The organism is Phenylobacterium sp., from assembly GCF_036495085.1.
In the GTDB taxonomy this organism is placed as follows: Bacteria; Pseudomonadota; Alphaproteobacteria; order Caulobacterales; family Caulobacteraceae; genus Phenylobacterium.
Genome location: NZ_DASXNL010000172.1, coordinates 1 through 14695, shown reverse-complemented (window position 1 = coordinate 14695; position 14695 = coordinate 1). Strand labels below are relative to the sequence as shown.

The 14695-nt window shown below is 66.9% G+C and carries 9 protein-coding genes; 4 read left to right on the top strand and 5 right to left on the bottom strand.

The annotated features are described in order from the left end of the window. Window positions 1-66: 66 nt before the first annotated feature. Window positions 67-867, bottom strand: a complete 801-nt coding sequence (locus VGI62_RS19065) for an isocitrate lyase/phosphoenolpyruvate mutase family protein (RefSeq protein ID WP_331506141.1) — start codon at window positions 865-867, stop codon at window positions 67-69. Between the two features lie 1152 nt (window positions 868-2019). Between VGI62_RS19065 and VGI62_RS19060 the strand changes: the two genes are divergently transcribed. The 4 genes from VGI62_RS19060 to VGI62_RS19045 all read left to right on the top strand — a co-directional run bounded on the left by VGI62_RS19060 (window position 2020) and on the right by VGI62_RS19045 (window position 8798). Beyond that, the gene (locus VGI62_RS19060) at window positions 2020-2583 is read left to right on the top strand and encodes a metallophosphoesterase family protein (protein ID WP_331506140.1); all 564 of its coding nucleotides are present in this window, start codon (window positions 2020-2022) and stop codon (window positions 2581-2583) included. A gap of 41 nt (window positions 2584-2624) precedes the next feature. Continuing rightward, the gene (recF, locus tag VGI62_RS19055; RefSeq protein ID WP_331506139.1) at window positions 2625-3776 is read left to right on the top strand and encodes a DNA replication/repair protein RecF; all 1152 of its coding nucleotides are present in this window, start codon (window positions 2625-2627) and stop codon (window positions 3774-3776) included. Beyond that, on the top strand, window positions 3773-6211 hold the full coding sequence (gyrB, locus tag VGI62_RS19050) for a DNA topoisomerase (ATP-hydrolyzing) subunit B (RefSeq protein ID WP_331506138.1): 2439 nt from the start codon (window positions 3773-3775) through the stop codon (window positions 6209-6211). The genes recF and gyrB overlap by 4 nt, the downstream gene beginning before the upstream one ends. Before the next feature lie 328 nt (window positions 6212-6539). After that, on the top strand, window positions 6540-8798 hold the full coding sequence (locus VGI62_RS19045) for a TonB-dependent receptor (RefSeq protein WP_331506137.1): 2259 nt from the start codon (window positions 6540-6542) through the stop codon (window positions 8796-8798). A 143-nt stretch (window positions 8799-8941) separates the two neighbouring features. On the opposite strand, the gene recQ is transcribed toward VGI62_RS19045, so the two are convergent. The 4 genes from recQ to VGI62_RS19025 form a co-directional block, all read right to left on the bottom strand. Beyond that, window positions 8942-10786, bottom strand: coding sequence for a DNA helicase RecQ (recQ, locus tag VGI62_RS19040; protein ID WP_331506172.1), 1845 nt, complete (start codon window positions 10784-10786; stop codon window positions 8942-8944). Between the two features lie 144 nt (window positions 10787-10930). Continuing rightward, entirely contained in the window at window positions 10931-11686 is a 756-nt protein-coding gene (locus VGI62_RS19035) for an enoyl-CoA hydratase/isomerase family protein (RefSeq protein WP_331506136.1), read from the bottom strand. A 23-nt stretch (window positions 11687-11709) separates the two neighbouring features. After that, window positions 11710-12762 (bottom strand): TauD/TfdA family dioxygenase, encoded by a 1053-nt coding sequence (locus VGI62_RS19030; RefSeq protein ID WP_331506134.1) that lies wholly within the window; start codon window positions 12760-12762, stop codon window positions 11710-11712. 11 nt (window positions 12763-12773) lie between these two features. Beyond that, entirely contained in the window at window positions 12774-14513 is a 1740-nt protein-coding gene (locus VGI62_RS19025; RefSeq protein ID WP_331506133.1) for an N-acyl-D-amino-acid deacylase family protein, read from the bottom strand. Between the last annotated feature and the right edge of the window lie 182 nt (window positions 14514-14695).

Below are 14695 nucleotides of genomic sequence, written 5' to 3'. Positions count from 1 at the left end.
GGCTCGCGCCTCATCGCGGCGATCCGGCCCCAAGGCGCGGGCGGCAAGCGGCGCAGGAAGGCCCGTTTATCCGAACCGCTTGTTGAGGTTCGCCAAGCCCTCGGTCATGAACGGATCGACCCGCCCGTCAGCCAGATAGGCCCGCACGGCATTGGCCAGGTGCGCATAGACGCCGCTGAACGGCCGCCCGCCTGAGCTCAACCTGCGCACGCCCAGCTCCTGAAGCCGTGCGGCCGGCGATAGCCCGGCGATCAGCATGATGTTCACGGGCGCTTTGATCGCCTTGGCCAGGCGGCCGATCAACGCATCGTCGGTGGGACCGGGCACGAAGATTCCGTTGGCGCCGGCGCGGCTGTAGAGCTCGGCGCGCCGCACGGTCTCGCCCTCGGCTTCGTCGCCCTCGAAAAGTCGCCGCAGGTAGGTGTCGACGCGCGCGTTGATGAAGAGTGCGACGCCGGTCGCGTCCGCCGCCTTGCGCGCGGCCTCGAGCTTGCGCGCGTGGAGGCTCGGGTCACGCGAGCCATCTTCCAGGTTGATACCCACCGCACCGGCGCCGATCACCGCTCGGATGGTCTCGCCTAGCGCGTCAAGATCGTCTGTATAGCCGCCCTCGATGTCGGCGGTGACCGGCACGGAAACCACCCGGGCCACCGCCGAGACCGTGGAGATCAGGTTCGCGAGGGGCAGGACGTCGCCGTCCGGATAACCGTGGCTCCAGGCCACTGCGGCGGAGGAGGTCGCCACGGCCTTGGCGCCGGCGTCCTCCATCACTGCGGCGCTGGCGGCGTCCCAGGCGTTCGGCAGGATCAGGATCTCGGGACCCCGGTGAAGTCCGGCGAAAGTCTCTGCCTCGGCCTTCTGGTTCATCGCGCCCTCTAATGCTGAGACGAAGACGTAGGTAGCGCCGGGGCTGTGACAACCGCTGGCGGAATCCGGCATCCCTGGCGCCCGGTGCTGAGGCTGCTCGAGGCCGCCTTCCCGCCGCCTCGCCGCCGGCGGTCCGGCGTCTGAAGCCGGGAGAGGTGTGGTTGGAGCGCGCTACGATGCTTTTGATCCGGAAGTCATGACCGGACGACCCTGGCGCGGTTGGCGCTTTGCGGCGTGCTGATACTCCGGCGGATCAGCGTCTTCTTCGTCTGAGGACGTGGCGAACCAACTGCGCTTCAGATCGACAGTCTTGGCGCTCCCGAAGGCGAGTATGCACTGGGCGCTCTCGATGGGCACGACCAGGGTATATTCCCGCCTGACGCCTCCAATCGCGACGAAGACACGACCTGTGCGGGCCTTGACCGAAAAGGTTCCGGCGAGCTCGATCGGTGGGGAGCTGCGTGCGCCCCCGCCGCCCGCCGGCGGGTCGATCGTTTCTACGACAACGCCCCTCTCCGGGTCAAAATCGAGTTCCTGGGAGCCATCGAATCCATAGAAGGGCGAGCACTCCGATAGCTCGGCCGCAATGGAGGATTCAGGAGGCGTGGCGGTCGGTCTCGCGCGCGGATTTCCAGCGCCGACATCACACCGTGCGACAGGCTCGCAGTCCACGGAGCGTCCAACATGGCGAAGCAAAGCCAGGTCCCTCGCGTGGGAACCGGCCAATCCATCGGGACAGGTCAGGACGAACGCGCAGACCAAGGCTCCGAATGACCTGCCGATCATGGCGACCCTTCCACCGATCGGCCACTACCCGTCCCGTCAGGGCTGGCCGAGCGCAGCCCACACTCAGATATGTTCGCGCCGACGACGCCATCAGGCCAAGACCCGAGCCGCGACCCGATTTCGGCCTGACCCCGGGGACGAGGCGGAGCCAGGCCAACCCTGTGTCCCGAAAGGTCGGGCTTTCCTTCTCCCGGGGGCGAGGGCGAGAGAGGCGGCGTCGGTGTAAGCTCGACCATGTCATTTCCGGGTGACCAAAAGCGACTGCTCGCGGAGGGGCGCGTTTGCTACACAAGGCCGGCGAAATCCGGACGTCGACGGCAGCTGGAGGCGGTGGCAAGCTTGCGAGCGAGCCGGGAGTGAGTGGCGATGAACGATCCTTCGCGGGCGGAGTGGGCCATCGACGGCGTCAACCTCGTCGTGCTGGCAGACTGCCACATCCACCCCGGCGGGGGCCCGACGTTTCCCCCAGTCCTTTTCGATGCGCTCGCCGGCAGCGACCTCATCGTGACCCTTGGCGACATGGGCGAGGCTGCAGGCCTGGATCAGCTCGCCGAGATCGCGCCGGTGATTGGCGTTCGCGGCGCCGATGACTCCGACGATCCGCGGACGGACTCGCCGGTCCTTGTGCTGACAAGCGGCGGCCTTGCGCTCGGTTGCGTGTTCGACGCCACCAAGGTCGGGTTGGCGATCTCTTCCTACCCCTTCGTGCCGGCGGCCGATTTCGACGCTGTCGCCGAACGCCTGTTCGGGCGAAGGATCGACCTCTTGCTGCATGCCTCGACCCACCGTGGCGAGGCCTCCAACGCGGGCGATTGCCTGGTCTTCAACCCCGGAAGCGCCGTGCTTCCCGCCGAAGGCTCCCCCGCGACAGTCGCGGCGCTGAACCTTGCGGACGGTGCGCTCGAAGGCAGGTTGGTTCCGTTGGCGTAGCTGACTTCGCTCCCGCGCCCGAAACCCTGTATGACGCCGCCGTGACCGCCACGGCCCTTTCCCGACTGACCCTGACCGACTTCCGCTCCTATACGCGGGCAGACCTCCTGCTGGACGGCCGTCCAGTGTTCCTGGTCGGGCCGAACGGTGCTGGAAAGACCAACCTTCTCGAGGCCGTCAGCCTGTTCACGCCGGGCCGGGGCCTGCGCGGTTCGAGCCTGGCCGAAGTTGGTCGCCGGCTGCCCGGCGAGCCACAAGGGCGCGCCTGGGCGGTTTCGGCTGTTGTCTTGGCGAGCGGCGAGCAGACCCAGCTTGGAACCGGCGTCGAGCTCGCGGGCGCATCGCGGCGCACCGTGCGGATCGCGGGCGAAACCGTGCCGCCGGGCCGGCTGGCCGACCATCTGCGGCAGGTCTGGCTGACCCCGGCGCAGGATCGCCTGTTCCTGGAGGGCGCGGCCGATCGCCGCCGGTTCTTTGATCGGCTGGTGTTCGCCGCGATCCCGCGCCATGCCGCCCACGCCCAGGCCTATGAACGGGCGATGCGCGAACGGATGCGCCTACTGACTGACGAAGGGGTCACGCCCGACGGCGCGTGGCTCGACGCCCTTGAGAGCAATATCGCCGAGTTCGGCGCGCTGATGGCCGAGGCCCGGGCGACGACGCTCAGCGCCCTCCAGGCCGAGATCGACGGCCGCGCCGCGCGGCCCTTTCCCCAGGCGAAACTCTCGCTGACCGGCGAGTGGGAGCAGATTGCGGCCGCCGGCGCTGAATTCGCCGAGATCGAGGCCCGACTCGTTCGAGCGCTCGCCTCCGCGCGTGACCGCGACGCCGCCGCTGGCCGGGCCCTCACCGGCCCGCATCGCGGCGATCTGGCGGTCATTCACGCCGAAAAGGACCGCCCGGCAGGAGAATGTTCCACCGGCGAGCAGAAGGCGCTGATCCTGAACCTGGTCTTGGCCCAATCGGCGCGGCTTTCACGTGCAGAATCAGCGCCAAGCCCTATATTGTTGCTGGACGAAGTCGCAGCACATCTGGACCGCCAGCGGCGGGCAGCGTTGTTCGACGAAATCGAGGCGCTCGGGCTCCAGGCCTTCCTGACCGGAACCGATGAGCACCTCTTCGAAGACTTGAAAGGACGGGCCCAGGGCGTACGCGTAGACGCCTCCGGCCTGACTGAGCTGGATTCCCAATGAGCGAAGAGAACGAGACCAACGGCCTGGCCCCTGAGTCGAACGGTCAGGACGAATACGGCGCGGAGAGCATCAAGGTCCTGAAGGGCCTCGACGCGGTGCGCAAGCGGCCCGGCATGTACATCGGCGACACCGATGACGGGTCTGGCCTGCATCACATGGTCTATGAGGTGGTCGACAACGCCATCGATGAAACGCTGGCCGGGTGGGCCACGCGCGTTGAGGTGATCCTCAACGCCGATGGGTCCTGCACCGTCACCGATGACGGCCGCGGGATTCCGGTCGACATCCACGAGGGCGAGGGTGTCTCGGCCGCCGAGGTCATCATGACCCAGCTGCACGCCGGCGGAAAATTCGACCAGAACTCATACAAGGTGTCCGGCGGCTTACACGGCGTGGGCGTCTCGGTGGTCAATGCACTTTCCGACTGGCTGAAGCTGAAGGTCTATCGCGGCGGCAAGGCCTACGAGATGGAGTTCCGTCGCGGCGATGCGGTCTCGCCCCTGGTGGTCACCGGTGACGCACCTGCGCGTGCGAACGGCGAGCCGCTTTCAGGCACGGAAGTCACCTTCCTGCCGTCGTTGGAAACCTTCGCCTTTATCGAGTTCGACGTGAAAACGCTCGAGCACCGGCTGCGCGAGTTGGCCTTCCTGAACTCCGGCGTAACGATCTGGCTGAAGGACCATCGCGGCGCCGAGCCGTTCGAGGAAGTCATGCACTACGACGGCGGCGTCGAGGCGTTCGTGCGGCACCTGGACAAGGCCAAGACCCCGCTCCTGAAAGCGCCAATCGTGATCCGCGGCAAACGCGAGAACGTCGAAATCGACCTCTCGCTCTGGTGGAACGACGGCTACCACGAGAACGTCCTCTGCTTCACGAACAACATTCCGCAGCGGGACGGCGGGACCCACCTCGCGGCCTTCCGCTCGGCGCTGACACGAATCATCACCGGCTATGCGGACTCCTCCGGCGCGGCCAAGCGCGAGAAGGTGTCGGTGGGCGGCGAGGACGCCCGCGAAGGCCTTACCTGCGTACTTTCGGTGAAGGTCCCGGACCCGAAGTTCTCTTCCCAGACCAAGGACAAGCTGGTCTCCTCGGAAGTGCGTCCGGCGGTGGAAGGTTTGGTCGGCGAGGGGCTGGGCTCCTGGTTTGAGGAGCATCCGAACGAGGCCCGCCTGATCGTCCAGAAGATCGCCGAGGCCGCCGCGGCGCGGGAAGCCGCCCGCAAGGCCCGCGAGCTCACCCGTCGTAAGTCGGCGCTCGACATATCGTCGCTGCCCGGCAAGCTCGCCGACTGCGCGGAGAAGGACCCGGCCAAGTCGGAGCTCTTCATCGTCGAGGGCGATTCCGCCGGCGGCTCGGCAAAGCAGGCCCGCAACCGCGACAACCAGGCGATCTTGCCGCTCCGCGGCAAGATCCTGAACGTCGAGCGCGCCCGTTTCGACAAGATGCTGGGCTCCGAGCAGATCGGCACCCTGATCACCGCGTTGGGCGCTGGGATCGGCAGCGAAGACTTCGATATCGAGAAGATCCGCTACCACAAGATCGTTCTGATGACCGACGCCGACGTCGACGGCGCCCACATCCGCACGCTGCTGCTCACCTTCTTCTACCGGCAGATGAAGGAGGTGATCGACCGCGGCTACCTCTATATCGCCCAGCCGCCGCTCTATAAGGCCGCCAAGGGAAAGTCCGTCCGCTACCTGAAGGACGATGCCGAACTCGAGATTTACCTGATCGACGAAGGTGTCGACGGCGCGACCCTCGACCTATCCAATGGCGAACGGATCACCGGCGCCGATCTCCTGGCCATGGTGCAGACCGCGCGCGGCGCGAAAGCCAATGTCGAGCGGCTGGCGGCCCGGGCGCCGGCCTTCGCCATTGAGCAGGCCGCCCTGGCTGGGTTGCTGGGCCCCGATGGCGATCCGGCCAAGGCCGCGGCGCGGCTCGACCTCTATGCAGAGGAGGGCGACGGCGCCTGGACGGGCGCGGCGGGGGAGGCCAACAGCTTCGTCTTCTCCCGTGTGAAGCGCGGCGTCTCTGAGCGCATTGTGCTGGACGAACTCCTGTTGCATGCCGCCGACGCACGGCGCCTGGCCGAGCGGTCTAAGGAACTCGCCGAGATCTTCTCCGGCCGGGCGACCTACACCCGTAAGGACAAGGCCACCGTGGTCCGTGGTCCAATCGACCTCGTCAACGCCGTGATGGACAATGGGCGCAAGGGCCTGGCCATCCAGCGCTACAAGGGCCTGGGCGAGATGAACGCCGACCAGCTTTGGGAAACCACGTTGGATGCCGACGCCCGCACCCTGCTGCAGGTCAAGGTAACCCATGCGGACGACGCCGACGGCATGTTCACCCGCCTGATGGGCGACCTTGTCGAACCCCGCCGCGAATTCATCCAGGAAAACGCTCTCGACGCCGAGGTCGACGTCTAGGCTCCCTCCAGCGGTCTCGTCATCGGCGGTTACGGCCTTGCAGGGCTCGGCGGCCGTCGAGCCCGAGCGCCGTCGGGCGGAGGTGAGCAGTCCTGCTCGCCGAATGGTGGCGCGGGAAGCTGGCCGCATGTGGCTTGGCGAGATACCGGCATTCCCACGCGGAGGCGTTCATAAGACCAGAGGCCTCTTTGTGTTGCATGGGCGCCGCGCTCGCGACGGAAAAGACACAGCGCTTTCCCCTGCCGGGTCGCAGTAGGTTCGAAACAATGTAGCTTCCGTGACATCGCGCCGATGGGCGCCGGCGCAGCCGAAACGAGGGGCAATCTAGATGAAAAACTGGACATCGCGGCGCTCGGCGCTTGCGAGTGGCGCGGCTGTATCCGCATTCCTGATCGCCTCGGCCGGCGGTGGGGCTCCGGCCTGCGCAGCGGACGCGCCGGCGGCGAATTCCTCCGAGGTGGCCGAAGTGATCGTCACCGCGCAGAAGCGATCCGAGAACATCAACGACGTTCCAGTCTCGGTGACAGCGATCAGCGGCGAGAAGCTGGACGTGATCCGCTCCTCCGGCGGCGACATCCGGGTGCTGTCGGCGCGGGTGCCGAGCGTGCTCCTGGAATCGAGCTTCGGGCGCACTTTTCCGCGACCCTACATCCGCGGCCTCGGCAACACCGACTTCGACCTGAACGCCTCACAGCCGGTCTCATTCGTCTACGACGAGGTCGTTCTCGAAAACCCGATCCTGAAGGGCCTTCCGCTATTCGACATCGACCAGGTGGAGGCGCTCCGCGGCCCGCAGGGGACGCTCTTCGGCCGCAACACGCCGGCCGGCGTGTTGAAGTTCGACTCAGCCAAACCCACCCAAACCTTCGGCGGCTACGCCCAGGCCTCCTACGGCACGTACGGCACGACGAACCTGGAAGGCGCGGTCTCCGGCCCGATCATGCCGGGCGTCCTCGCCGGCCGCTTCTCGGCGCTTTACCAGCACCGCGACGACTGGATCGACAACACCTTCACCCACCAGAACAACGCGACCGGCGGCTATGATGAATACGCGCTGCGCGGCCAACTGCTGTTCACCCCCAATGAGCAGTTCACCGCGCTTGCCGGCGCCCACTACATGCACCTGGACGGCACGCCGCAGATCTTCCGCGCCAACATCATCCAGCCGGGGTCAAACGACTTCGTGCCCGGGTTCGAACCCGACAAGATCGCCCAGGACGCCCAGCCACGCTCCACCCAGAAGGTCGAGCTGAGCGGCGCGAACGTGAAGATGACTTACGACTTCGGCGGGCCGGTCCTGACCTCCATCACCGCCTACGAGCACGCCAAGGTGTTTAGCCGGGGCGATATCGACGGCGGCTTCGGCGCAGTCTTCGCCCCGCCCTCCGGCCCCGGTTTGATCCCGTTCCCCTCGGAAAGCGCCGACGGACTACCCTACCACGCCCAGTGGAGCCAGGAGTTGCGGCTGGCCGGCGCCCGCGACGCGCTCACCTACACGCTCGGCGCCTTCTACTTCTTCGAAGACGTGAAGATCGACAGCTTCGACTACAACACCCTTGCCGGCGGCGCAGAGGACGGCTTCGCCCGCCAGCACCAGAAGACCAACGCCTGGGCCCTGTTCGGCAACGCCGACTACAAGCTGATGGCGGACTGGACGATCGGCGGCGGGCTTCGCTACTCCAACGACCAGAAGGACTTCTCGGCCCAGCGCTACATCTCCCCGATCGGCGGGGGACCCATCGGACCGCTTACCGCCAATCCTTCGAGCGACGACGTCAGTTTCAACGTAAATACGACCTATGCCCTGAACCAGGACGTCAACCTCTACGCGCGCATCGCCAAGGGCTACCGGGCTCCATCCATCCAGGGGCGCCTGCTTTTCGGGGACACGATTTCGGTCGCCACCAAGGAGACCAACATGTCCTACGAGGCGGGCGTGAAGGGCGACTTCTTCGAGCGCAAGGTCCGTATGGACGCTGACGTCTTCTACTACCGCGTCAGCGACCTGCAGCTCACCGCCGTGGGCGGCGGCGCCAACTTCAACCGCCTGATCAACGCCGAGCACGCGGATGGCTACGGCTTCGAGTTCAACGCCGAAGCCCGTCCCGTCGACCGTCTGGTCTTGACCGCGGGCCTTTCCTACAACCACACCCGGATTGATGATCCGAACCTGGCGACGCAACCCTGCGGCGCGCCCTGCACGGTGCTCGATCCGCCCGGCGCCTTGCCCGGCACGGTGAACATCAACGGCAATAGCCTACCCAATGCTCCGCGCTGGGTCGGCAACCTGACCGCCGGCTACTCGATCCCGGTCGGGACCGGCGAGATCTTCGCCTTTACCGACTGGGCCTACCGCTCGAAGGTCAACTTCTTCCTCTATGAGTCGACGGAGTTCAGCAGCGACTACCTACTGGAAGGCGGCCTGCGCATCGGCTACCGCGCGGAAGCCGGCAAGTGGGAGGCGGCCCTGTTCGGACGCAACATCACCAACCACATCTCGCTGGAAGGTGCGATCGACTTCGACAACCTGACCGGCTTCATCAACGACCCCCGCACCTGGGGCGTCGAGGTGAAGACGATATTCTAGAGGCGGCTTCAGCGACGCTCGCGGGATCGCATGGGGGGAGTGGAGAACATTTCCCCCATTGCCCCGCCTTCGGCCGGGGACATTCCCCTACCGGGGAAAACTCTGCCGGCTCAACGCGCTCAGGATCGTGAGCGCGAGAGCCTTCATGTCCTGGCGAAACCCTCGACCACCTCCAGCACCGCAGCGCCGTAGCGCGCGAGCTTGCCCTCGCCGACGCCGTTGATGCGTTCGAGTGCGGCGCGGCCGCCCGGCTTGATCGCAGCGATTTCGGCCAGGGTGCGGTCGTGGAAGATCACATAGGGCGGCACGTGCTGGCTCTTGGCCTCGCCGCTACGCCAGGCTCTCAGCGCTTCGAACAGCGGCTGGTCGGCGGGTGACAGCGTCAGGGTCTCGCGGCCCTTGCGGCCGCGGCGCGCCTTGGCCGGCGCCTCAGCACGGGTCTGGATCGTCACCCGGCGCTCGCCGCGGAACACGGCGCGCACCGCCTCGTTGTCGCCGACACCCACCAGCGGGCGGCCGTCGTTGGGATCCTCCCGAAGCAGGCCCTCGAAGAGCAATTGTTCCACCAGGTCGCGCCAGGCGCTCGCCGACAGTTCCTGGCCGATGCCCCAGGTCGATAACGAGGCCTCGTGGTCGCTGACATCCTTGGTCTTGCCCAGCAGGTGATCGACCAGCCGGCCACGGCCAAACCTGCCGGCCAAACGATGGGCCGCCGAGAGCGCCTTTTGCGCGGCCTCGGTGGCGTCGCTGGTCTCGATCTGGCCGGTGCAGACGTCGCATTGGCCGCACGTCGTGACGCCTTCCTCACCGAAATAGCGGCGCACGGTGGCCGCGCGGCAGCCGGTTCCGTCCAGCAGCGCGTAGAGCTGGCGCACCTTACCCACCTGCACCTGCTTGACGGCGCCGTCCATCTCTCGCTCGCCGATCCGCCGCAGCGCCCAGCTCATGTCCGCCGCCCCATAAAGGGTGATCCCCTCGGCCAGGTCGCCGTCGCGCCCCGCGCGGCCGATTTCCTGCCAGTAGGCCTCGATAGAGGCGGGCGGATCGGCGTGGATCACGAAGCGGACGTCGGGCTTATCGACCCCCATGCCGAAGGCGATGGTCGCCACCATCACCGCCGCGTCGGCCTGCAGGAACTGCTCCAGCCGATCGGTTCGCACCTGGCGATCGAGGCCGGCGTGGTAGGCCAGCGCCGGCACACCTGCGTGGCGCAGGGCTTCGGCGATGGTTTCCGTCTTATCGCGCGACCCGGCATAGACCACCCCGGACCGATCGGGCCGTGCGGTGACCAGCTCAACGACCCGCTTCTGCGCGCTGCCGTGTTTGCGCTCGGCCGACAGCATCAGCTCGGGCCGAGCGAAGCTGGCGACGAACTCCGGTGAGCTCTCCAGCCGCAGCTCGGCGCGAATATCCTCACGGGTCCGGGCGTCGGCGGTGGCGGTGACCGCAAGGCGCGGGACATTCGGGAAGACGTCCGCCAGGCGCCCCAGCATCCGGTACTCAGGCCGGAAATCGTGGCCCCACTGGCTTACGCAGTGGGCCTCGTCGATGGCGATCAAGGCCAGAGGGGTGCGCGACAACCGCTCCAGCATCCACGGCTGCATCAGGCCTTCAGGTGAGGTGTAGAGCAGGTCGAGTTCGCCGGCCTCGATCCGCCGCCAGGTTTCGGCCTTCTCGCTGGGGTCGATGTTGGAATCGAGTCGGGCCGCCGCCACGCCCGACTGCTGCAGGCCGGCCACCTGGTCGGCCATGAGCGCGATCAGCGGCGAGACCACCAGCCCAAGGCCGGGCCGGATCAGGCTTGGGATCTGATAGCAAAGGCTCTTGCCGCCCCCGGTCGGCAGCACCGCCATGGCGCTTCGTCCCGCGAGCACTTCGGCGATCACATCGGCTTGCATCCCCCGGAACTCGGCGTGGCCGAAGGTGCGCCTGAGGATATCGCGCGCTTGATCTAGGGGTGTGGACGGCTCGGCGACGGCGGCGTGCATCGGGTCGTTATGGGGAAGACTCACCCCGATTGCCATCTAGGTTCCCTACGAATGGACGCTCAGCTCGAAATTGACTGGTCGCGGCCTTGGCCTGGTCCAGGGGTGACCGGTCCTGAAATATCCAGGGCTCCGGCCGGCCCCTGATCAGGCCTGTTTGACGCTCTTGTTGGCGAAGCCGGCGATGCGCTCTTCCATGTCGGGGCCGCGCCCCTCGCCGCGGAAGATCTCGTGCGCCAAGCCGGCCGGCAGGGGCAGCCCGTCAGTCTGGCGCACCAGCCGCTTGTTGGCCCGGTGGCTGAACCAGGAATTGCCGAGGATCTCCCGGGCCAGCGACCCGATCCGCGCATCGAACTCATCGTCAGGAACGCAGATGTTCGCCAGGCCGTTGGCCTCGGCCTCACGCCCAGAGATCGTGCGGCAGGTGAACATCATTTCGCGGGCCTTGTAGGTCCCGACCCGGCGCGGCAACCTCTGGGAAAGACCCCAGACCGGCGTCAGCGCCCACTTGGCGTGGGTGTCCGCGAACTTCGCGTTCTCCGAGGCCAGGATGATGTCGCCCGCCAGAGCGAGCTCAAGCGCCCCGGTGTAGCAATGGCTATGCACCGCCGTGATCACTGGCTGAGGTAGGTCTGCCAGCCGCTCGATCACCTTCGATTGGAAGAAAGGCTCTGGCAGCTTCTCGCCGGTGGCGATGTCGCCCAGGTCGTGGCCGGCGGAAAAACATCGGCCGGCTCCGCGCAGGATGACCAGGCCGACCGTGTCGGTTTCGCGGGCGAGGCGCTCCACATGGGCGTTGAGCTGGATGAAGAGCTCGACGTTCAGCGAGTTCAGTTTCTCGGGCCGGTTGAGGGTCAGCGTCGCGGCGCCGTCCCTGTCCTGGCGGGTGACCAGGTCCGTCATGGCGGCGCTCCTTCGTGCTGCTGCTAGTTGGTCGCGTCCATCCGGCTGATCGTCAGCTTCTTCGCCCAGTGGCTGCCCATGCGGTTGACGAACTGGGCCGGCCGGTCGGCCAGGACCTCGGTCTCCAGCCACAGGCGTTTCAGGTGGCGGATCTTCCCCGAGGCGCGGTCATCCTCATAGGCGCTGCGGCCATGCAAGACGTGGTAATTGTTGATGAACTGCATGTCGCCGGGTTGGAAGTCCATGACAACCGAGTAATCGCCGCCTTCGGCCTGATCCTGCATCCAAGTGAGCGCCTCGATGGCCTTTTCGGTGAGGCGTGGGGCGTCGGCGTGGCGCTGTGACGCCAGGATGTAGGGCCGGATCAGACGGATGAAGATTCGGTCGGCGTGGCGGGTGAACACCGGCATCAGGTACCACCCGGGTTTTCCGGGCGCCTGTTCGCCGCGATAGTCGAAGGGTTGCGGCTTGTAGAGCTCGGCGGCGAGGTCCGGGCGTTCGCGGACCAGCCGGTTGTGCAGGGCGACTGAGTTGCAGACGGCTGACAGTCCACCGGAAACGCCAGTCTGCAGGCACATGAGGCCGACCAGGTCCGAGCCGTCGCAGTGGAAGTCTAGGCCCACAAGTCCGATTTCGTTGCCCCGCGACGTCGGGTCGCCCGGGGCCTTGCCGTGATCGGTGACATCGCCCAGCAGGTGGCCCTTGGCGTTCTGGGGCCAGGGCTTGCCCAGGTGCGCCCCGATCCCCCAGTAGGCCATGCTCATCTCGTCGTTCGACCAGCGTTCGCGCGGCAGTCCTCGGACCAGCACGAACCCCCGCCCGTCGATCAGTTCGCGCTCGATGGCAGCCAGCCGGGGTCCCAAGGTCGGCAGCGGGAACTGCGCTTTGCTGATTTCGAGGAAGTCGTCGGAGATTGAAAAGGCGTGCTGCACCGCCTCGTCGAGCTCGTCGGTCTCCGCGGCCGAGAGGTGCTCCGTCCACTGAGTAGGATCGCTCACGTCCTTGGCGGTCCACTCGCAGGCGATTTCCAGGACCTGGGGCGGGGCCTCGGTCGAGACCTGGGCGATGTCGTTCATTTCCTTGCCTCCTATTCCGCCGCCATCGCGGCGGGAGCGGCCTGCCCTCCGCGCAGCAGACGCCCGGGCAGGGCCTCGGTGGGCTCCCCGTCGCGGTAGGTCACCTGGCCGGCGACAAGGGTCGCAGTATAGCCCTCGGCCCGTTGGATCAGCCGGCGCCCGCCAGTCGGCAGGTCATAGGCGACGCTCGGAGCCTTCAGCTTCAGGCGGTCGTAGTCGATGACGTTGAGGTCTGCGCGGTAGCCGCGCGCGATCACCCCCCGATCGTAGAGCCCCACGGTTTCAGCGGTGTCGCGACACTGAGCCTTGATCATCTTCTCAAGGGGCAGTTTCGGCCCGCGGGTGCGGTCACGGGTCCAGTGGACGATGTTGGTGGTCGGGAAGCTTCCGTCGCAGATCATGCCGACATGCGCTCCGCCGTCGGAGAGGCCCGGCACGACGCAGTCGTGCTGTAGCATCTCATAGGCCGGATCGAGGGTGTTCTGGGCGTAGTTCAAGAGCGGCAGGTAGAGCATGCCGCGGCCGTCTCTCAGCAGCATGTGGTCGAGCGCCAGCTCGTAGGGGTCGACCCCGCGCTCGGCGGCGATCGCAGCCAGCGAGTGATCCGGGGTGGGCTCATAGTCTGGCTCCGCGCCCATCGGGTAGATGCGCTCCCAGGCGCGCATCGGTGAGAGACCAGGCGCGCGGGCCGATTCGGCCTCCTCGCTGAGCAGGCGACGACGGAACTCCGGATCCCTTAGCCGCGCCACGCGCTCGGCCAGCGGCAGATCCTTGATCGCGCGATAGCTCGGGTGCGAGCTGAACGGGTTCGCCGTCAGCTCCAACCCGAACAGCACGCCGACGGGCCGTGTCGCCACCTGGGCCCTGATTTGCAGGCCCGCGGCCTTTGCCTCGGACATCCGGTCCAGCATGAACCGCCACTGCTCGGGCTCCCGCGGGCTCTGCACCAGCGAGAAAGACAGCGGCCGGCGGGACGCCTCGACGATCCGCCGCAACATGGCGAACTCCTCGGCCGGATCGTTGAAGTCGGAGACAACCTGCAGGACACCCCGTCCGGCGGCGGCCATCCCCATGGCGATGCCGGTGAGTTCGTCCTCGCCGGCCGTCAGCGTCGCGATTGGCGAGCCGTCGGAGGAGCGATGGTTGAGCGTGCGAGAGGTGCCGAATCCGATTGCCCCAGCTTCCATCGCTCGCTTGGCGATCGCACCCATGGCGCTGATGTCGGTCACCGTGGCGGGCTCGCGGTTGACGCCCCGCTCGCCCATGACGAACACGCGAAGCGCCGCGTGCGGCAACTGGCTCCCGATGTCCACATCGAAGCGGCGCCGGCTTAGGCCCTCGAGGTAGTCCGGATAGCTCTCCCAGTTCCAGGGCAGGCCGTCCGCCAGCACAGGGAAGGGAATGTCCTCGACGCCTTCCATCAGGCGGATCAGACGGTCATGATCGCGGGGTTTGCAGGGCGCGAAGCCGACGCCGCAATTGCCCATCACCACGGTTGTCACCCCGTGCCAGGACGAGGGCTGCATCCGCTCGTCCCACGTGGCCTGGCCGTCGTAGTGGGTGTGGATGTCGACGAACCCGGGCGTCACCAGTTGGCCGCGGGCGTCGATCTCCTCCGCGCCCGAGCCTGCAACTTTGCCCACCGCGGCGATGACGCCATCCTTGATCGCCACGTCGGCCGCGAAGGGCTTGGCGCCTGTGCCGTCGACGATGTTGCCGCCCCGGATCACCAGGTCGTAAGCCTTTTCCATCGCGGGCTCCCTTTGGCCGTAAAGTGCAATCTGCGCTGCCTGTTCCAGGCATTTTGCCGCCCGCAAGGCCCCGTCGGTCAAGCAGCATCGCGTCCCGCCGCTTCGTCCTGCCGGAACTCACGAACGATTCAGCACTCTTGTTCCGGGCGAATTAAGGCAACAAGCTAGAGCATGGGTTTGCG

What these genes read in the sequence shown, in the direction of transcription:
- VGI62_RS19035 (WP_331506136.1), bottom strand. Translation starts at nt 11,686, where the DNA reads ATGACGGACCTGGTCACCCGCCAGGACAGGGACGGCGCCGCGACGCTG.
- VGI62_RS19045 (WP_331506137.1), top strand. Translation starts at nt 6,540, where the DNA reads ATGAAAAACTGGACATCGCGGCGCTCGGCGCTTGCGAGTGGCGCGGCT.
- recQ (WP_331506172.1), bottom strand. Translation starts at nt 10,786, where the DNA reads ATGCACGCCGCCGTCGCCGAGCCGTCCACACCCCTAGATCAAGCGCGC.
- gyrB (WP_331506138.1), top strand. Translation starts at nt 3,773, where the DNA reads ATGAGCGAAGAGAACGAGACCAACGGCCTGGCCCCTGAGTCGAACGGT.
- VGI62_RS19060 (WP_331506140.1), top strand. Translation starts at nt 2,020, where the DNA reads ATGAACGATCCTTCGCGGGCGGAGTGGGCCATCGACGGCGTCAACCTC.
- VGI62_RS19030 (WP_331506134.1), bottom strand. Translation starts at nt 12,762, where the DNA reads ATGAACGACATCGCCCAGGTCTCGACCGAGGCCCCGCCCCAGGTCCTG.
- VGI62_RS19025 (WP_331506133.1), bottom strand. Translation starts at nt 14,513, where the DNA reads ATGGAAAAGGCTTACGACCTGGTGATCCGGGGCGGCAACATCGTCGAC.
- VGI62_RS19065 (WP_331506141.1), bottom strand. Translation starts at nt 867, where the DNA reads ATGAACCAGAAGGCCGAGGCAGAGACTTTCGCCGGACTTCACCGGGGT.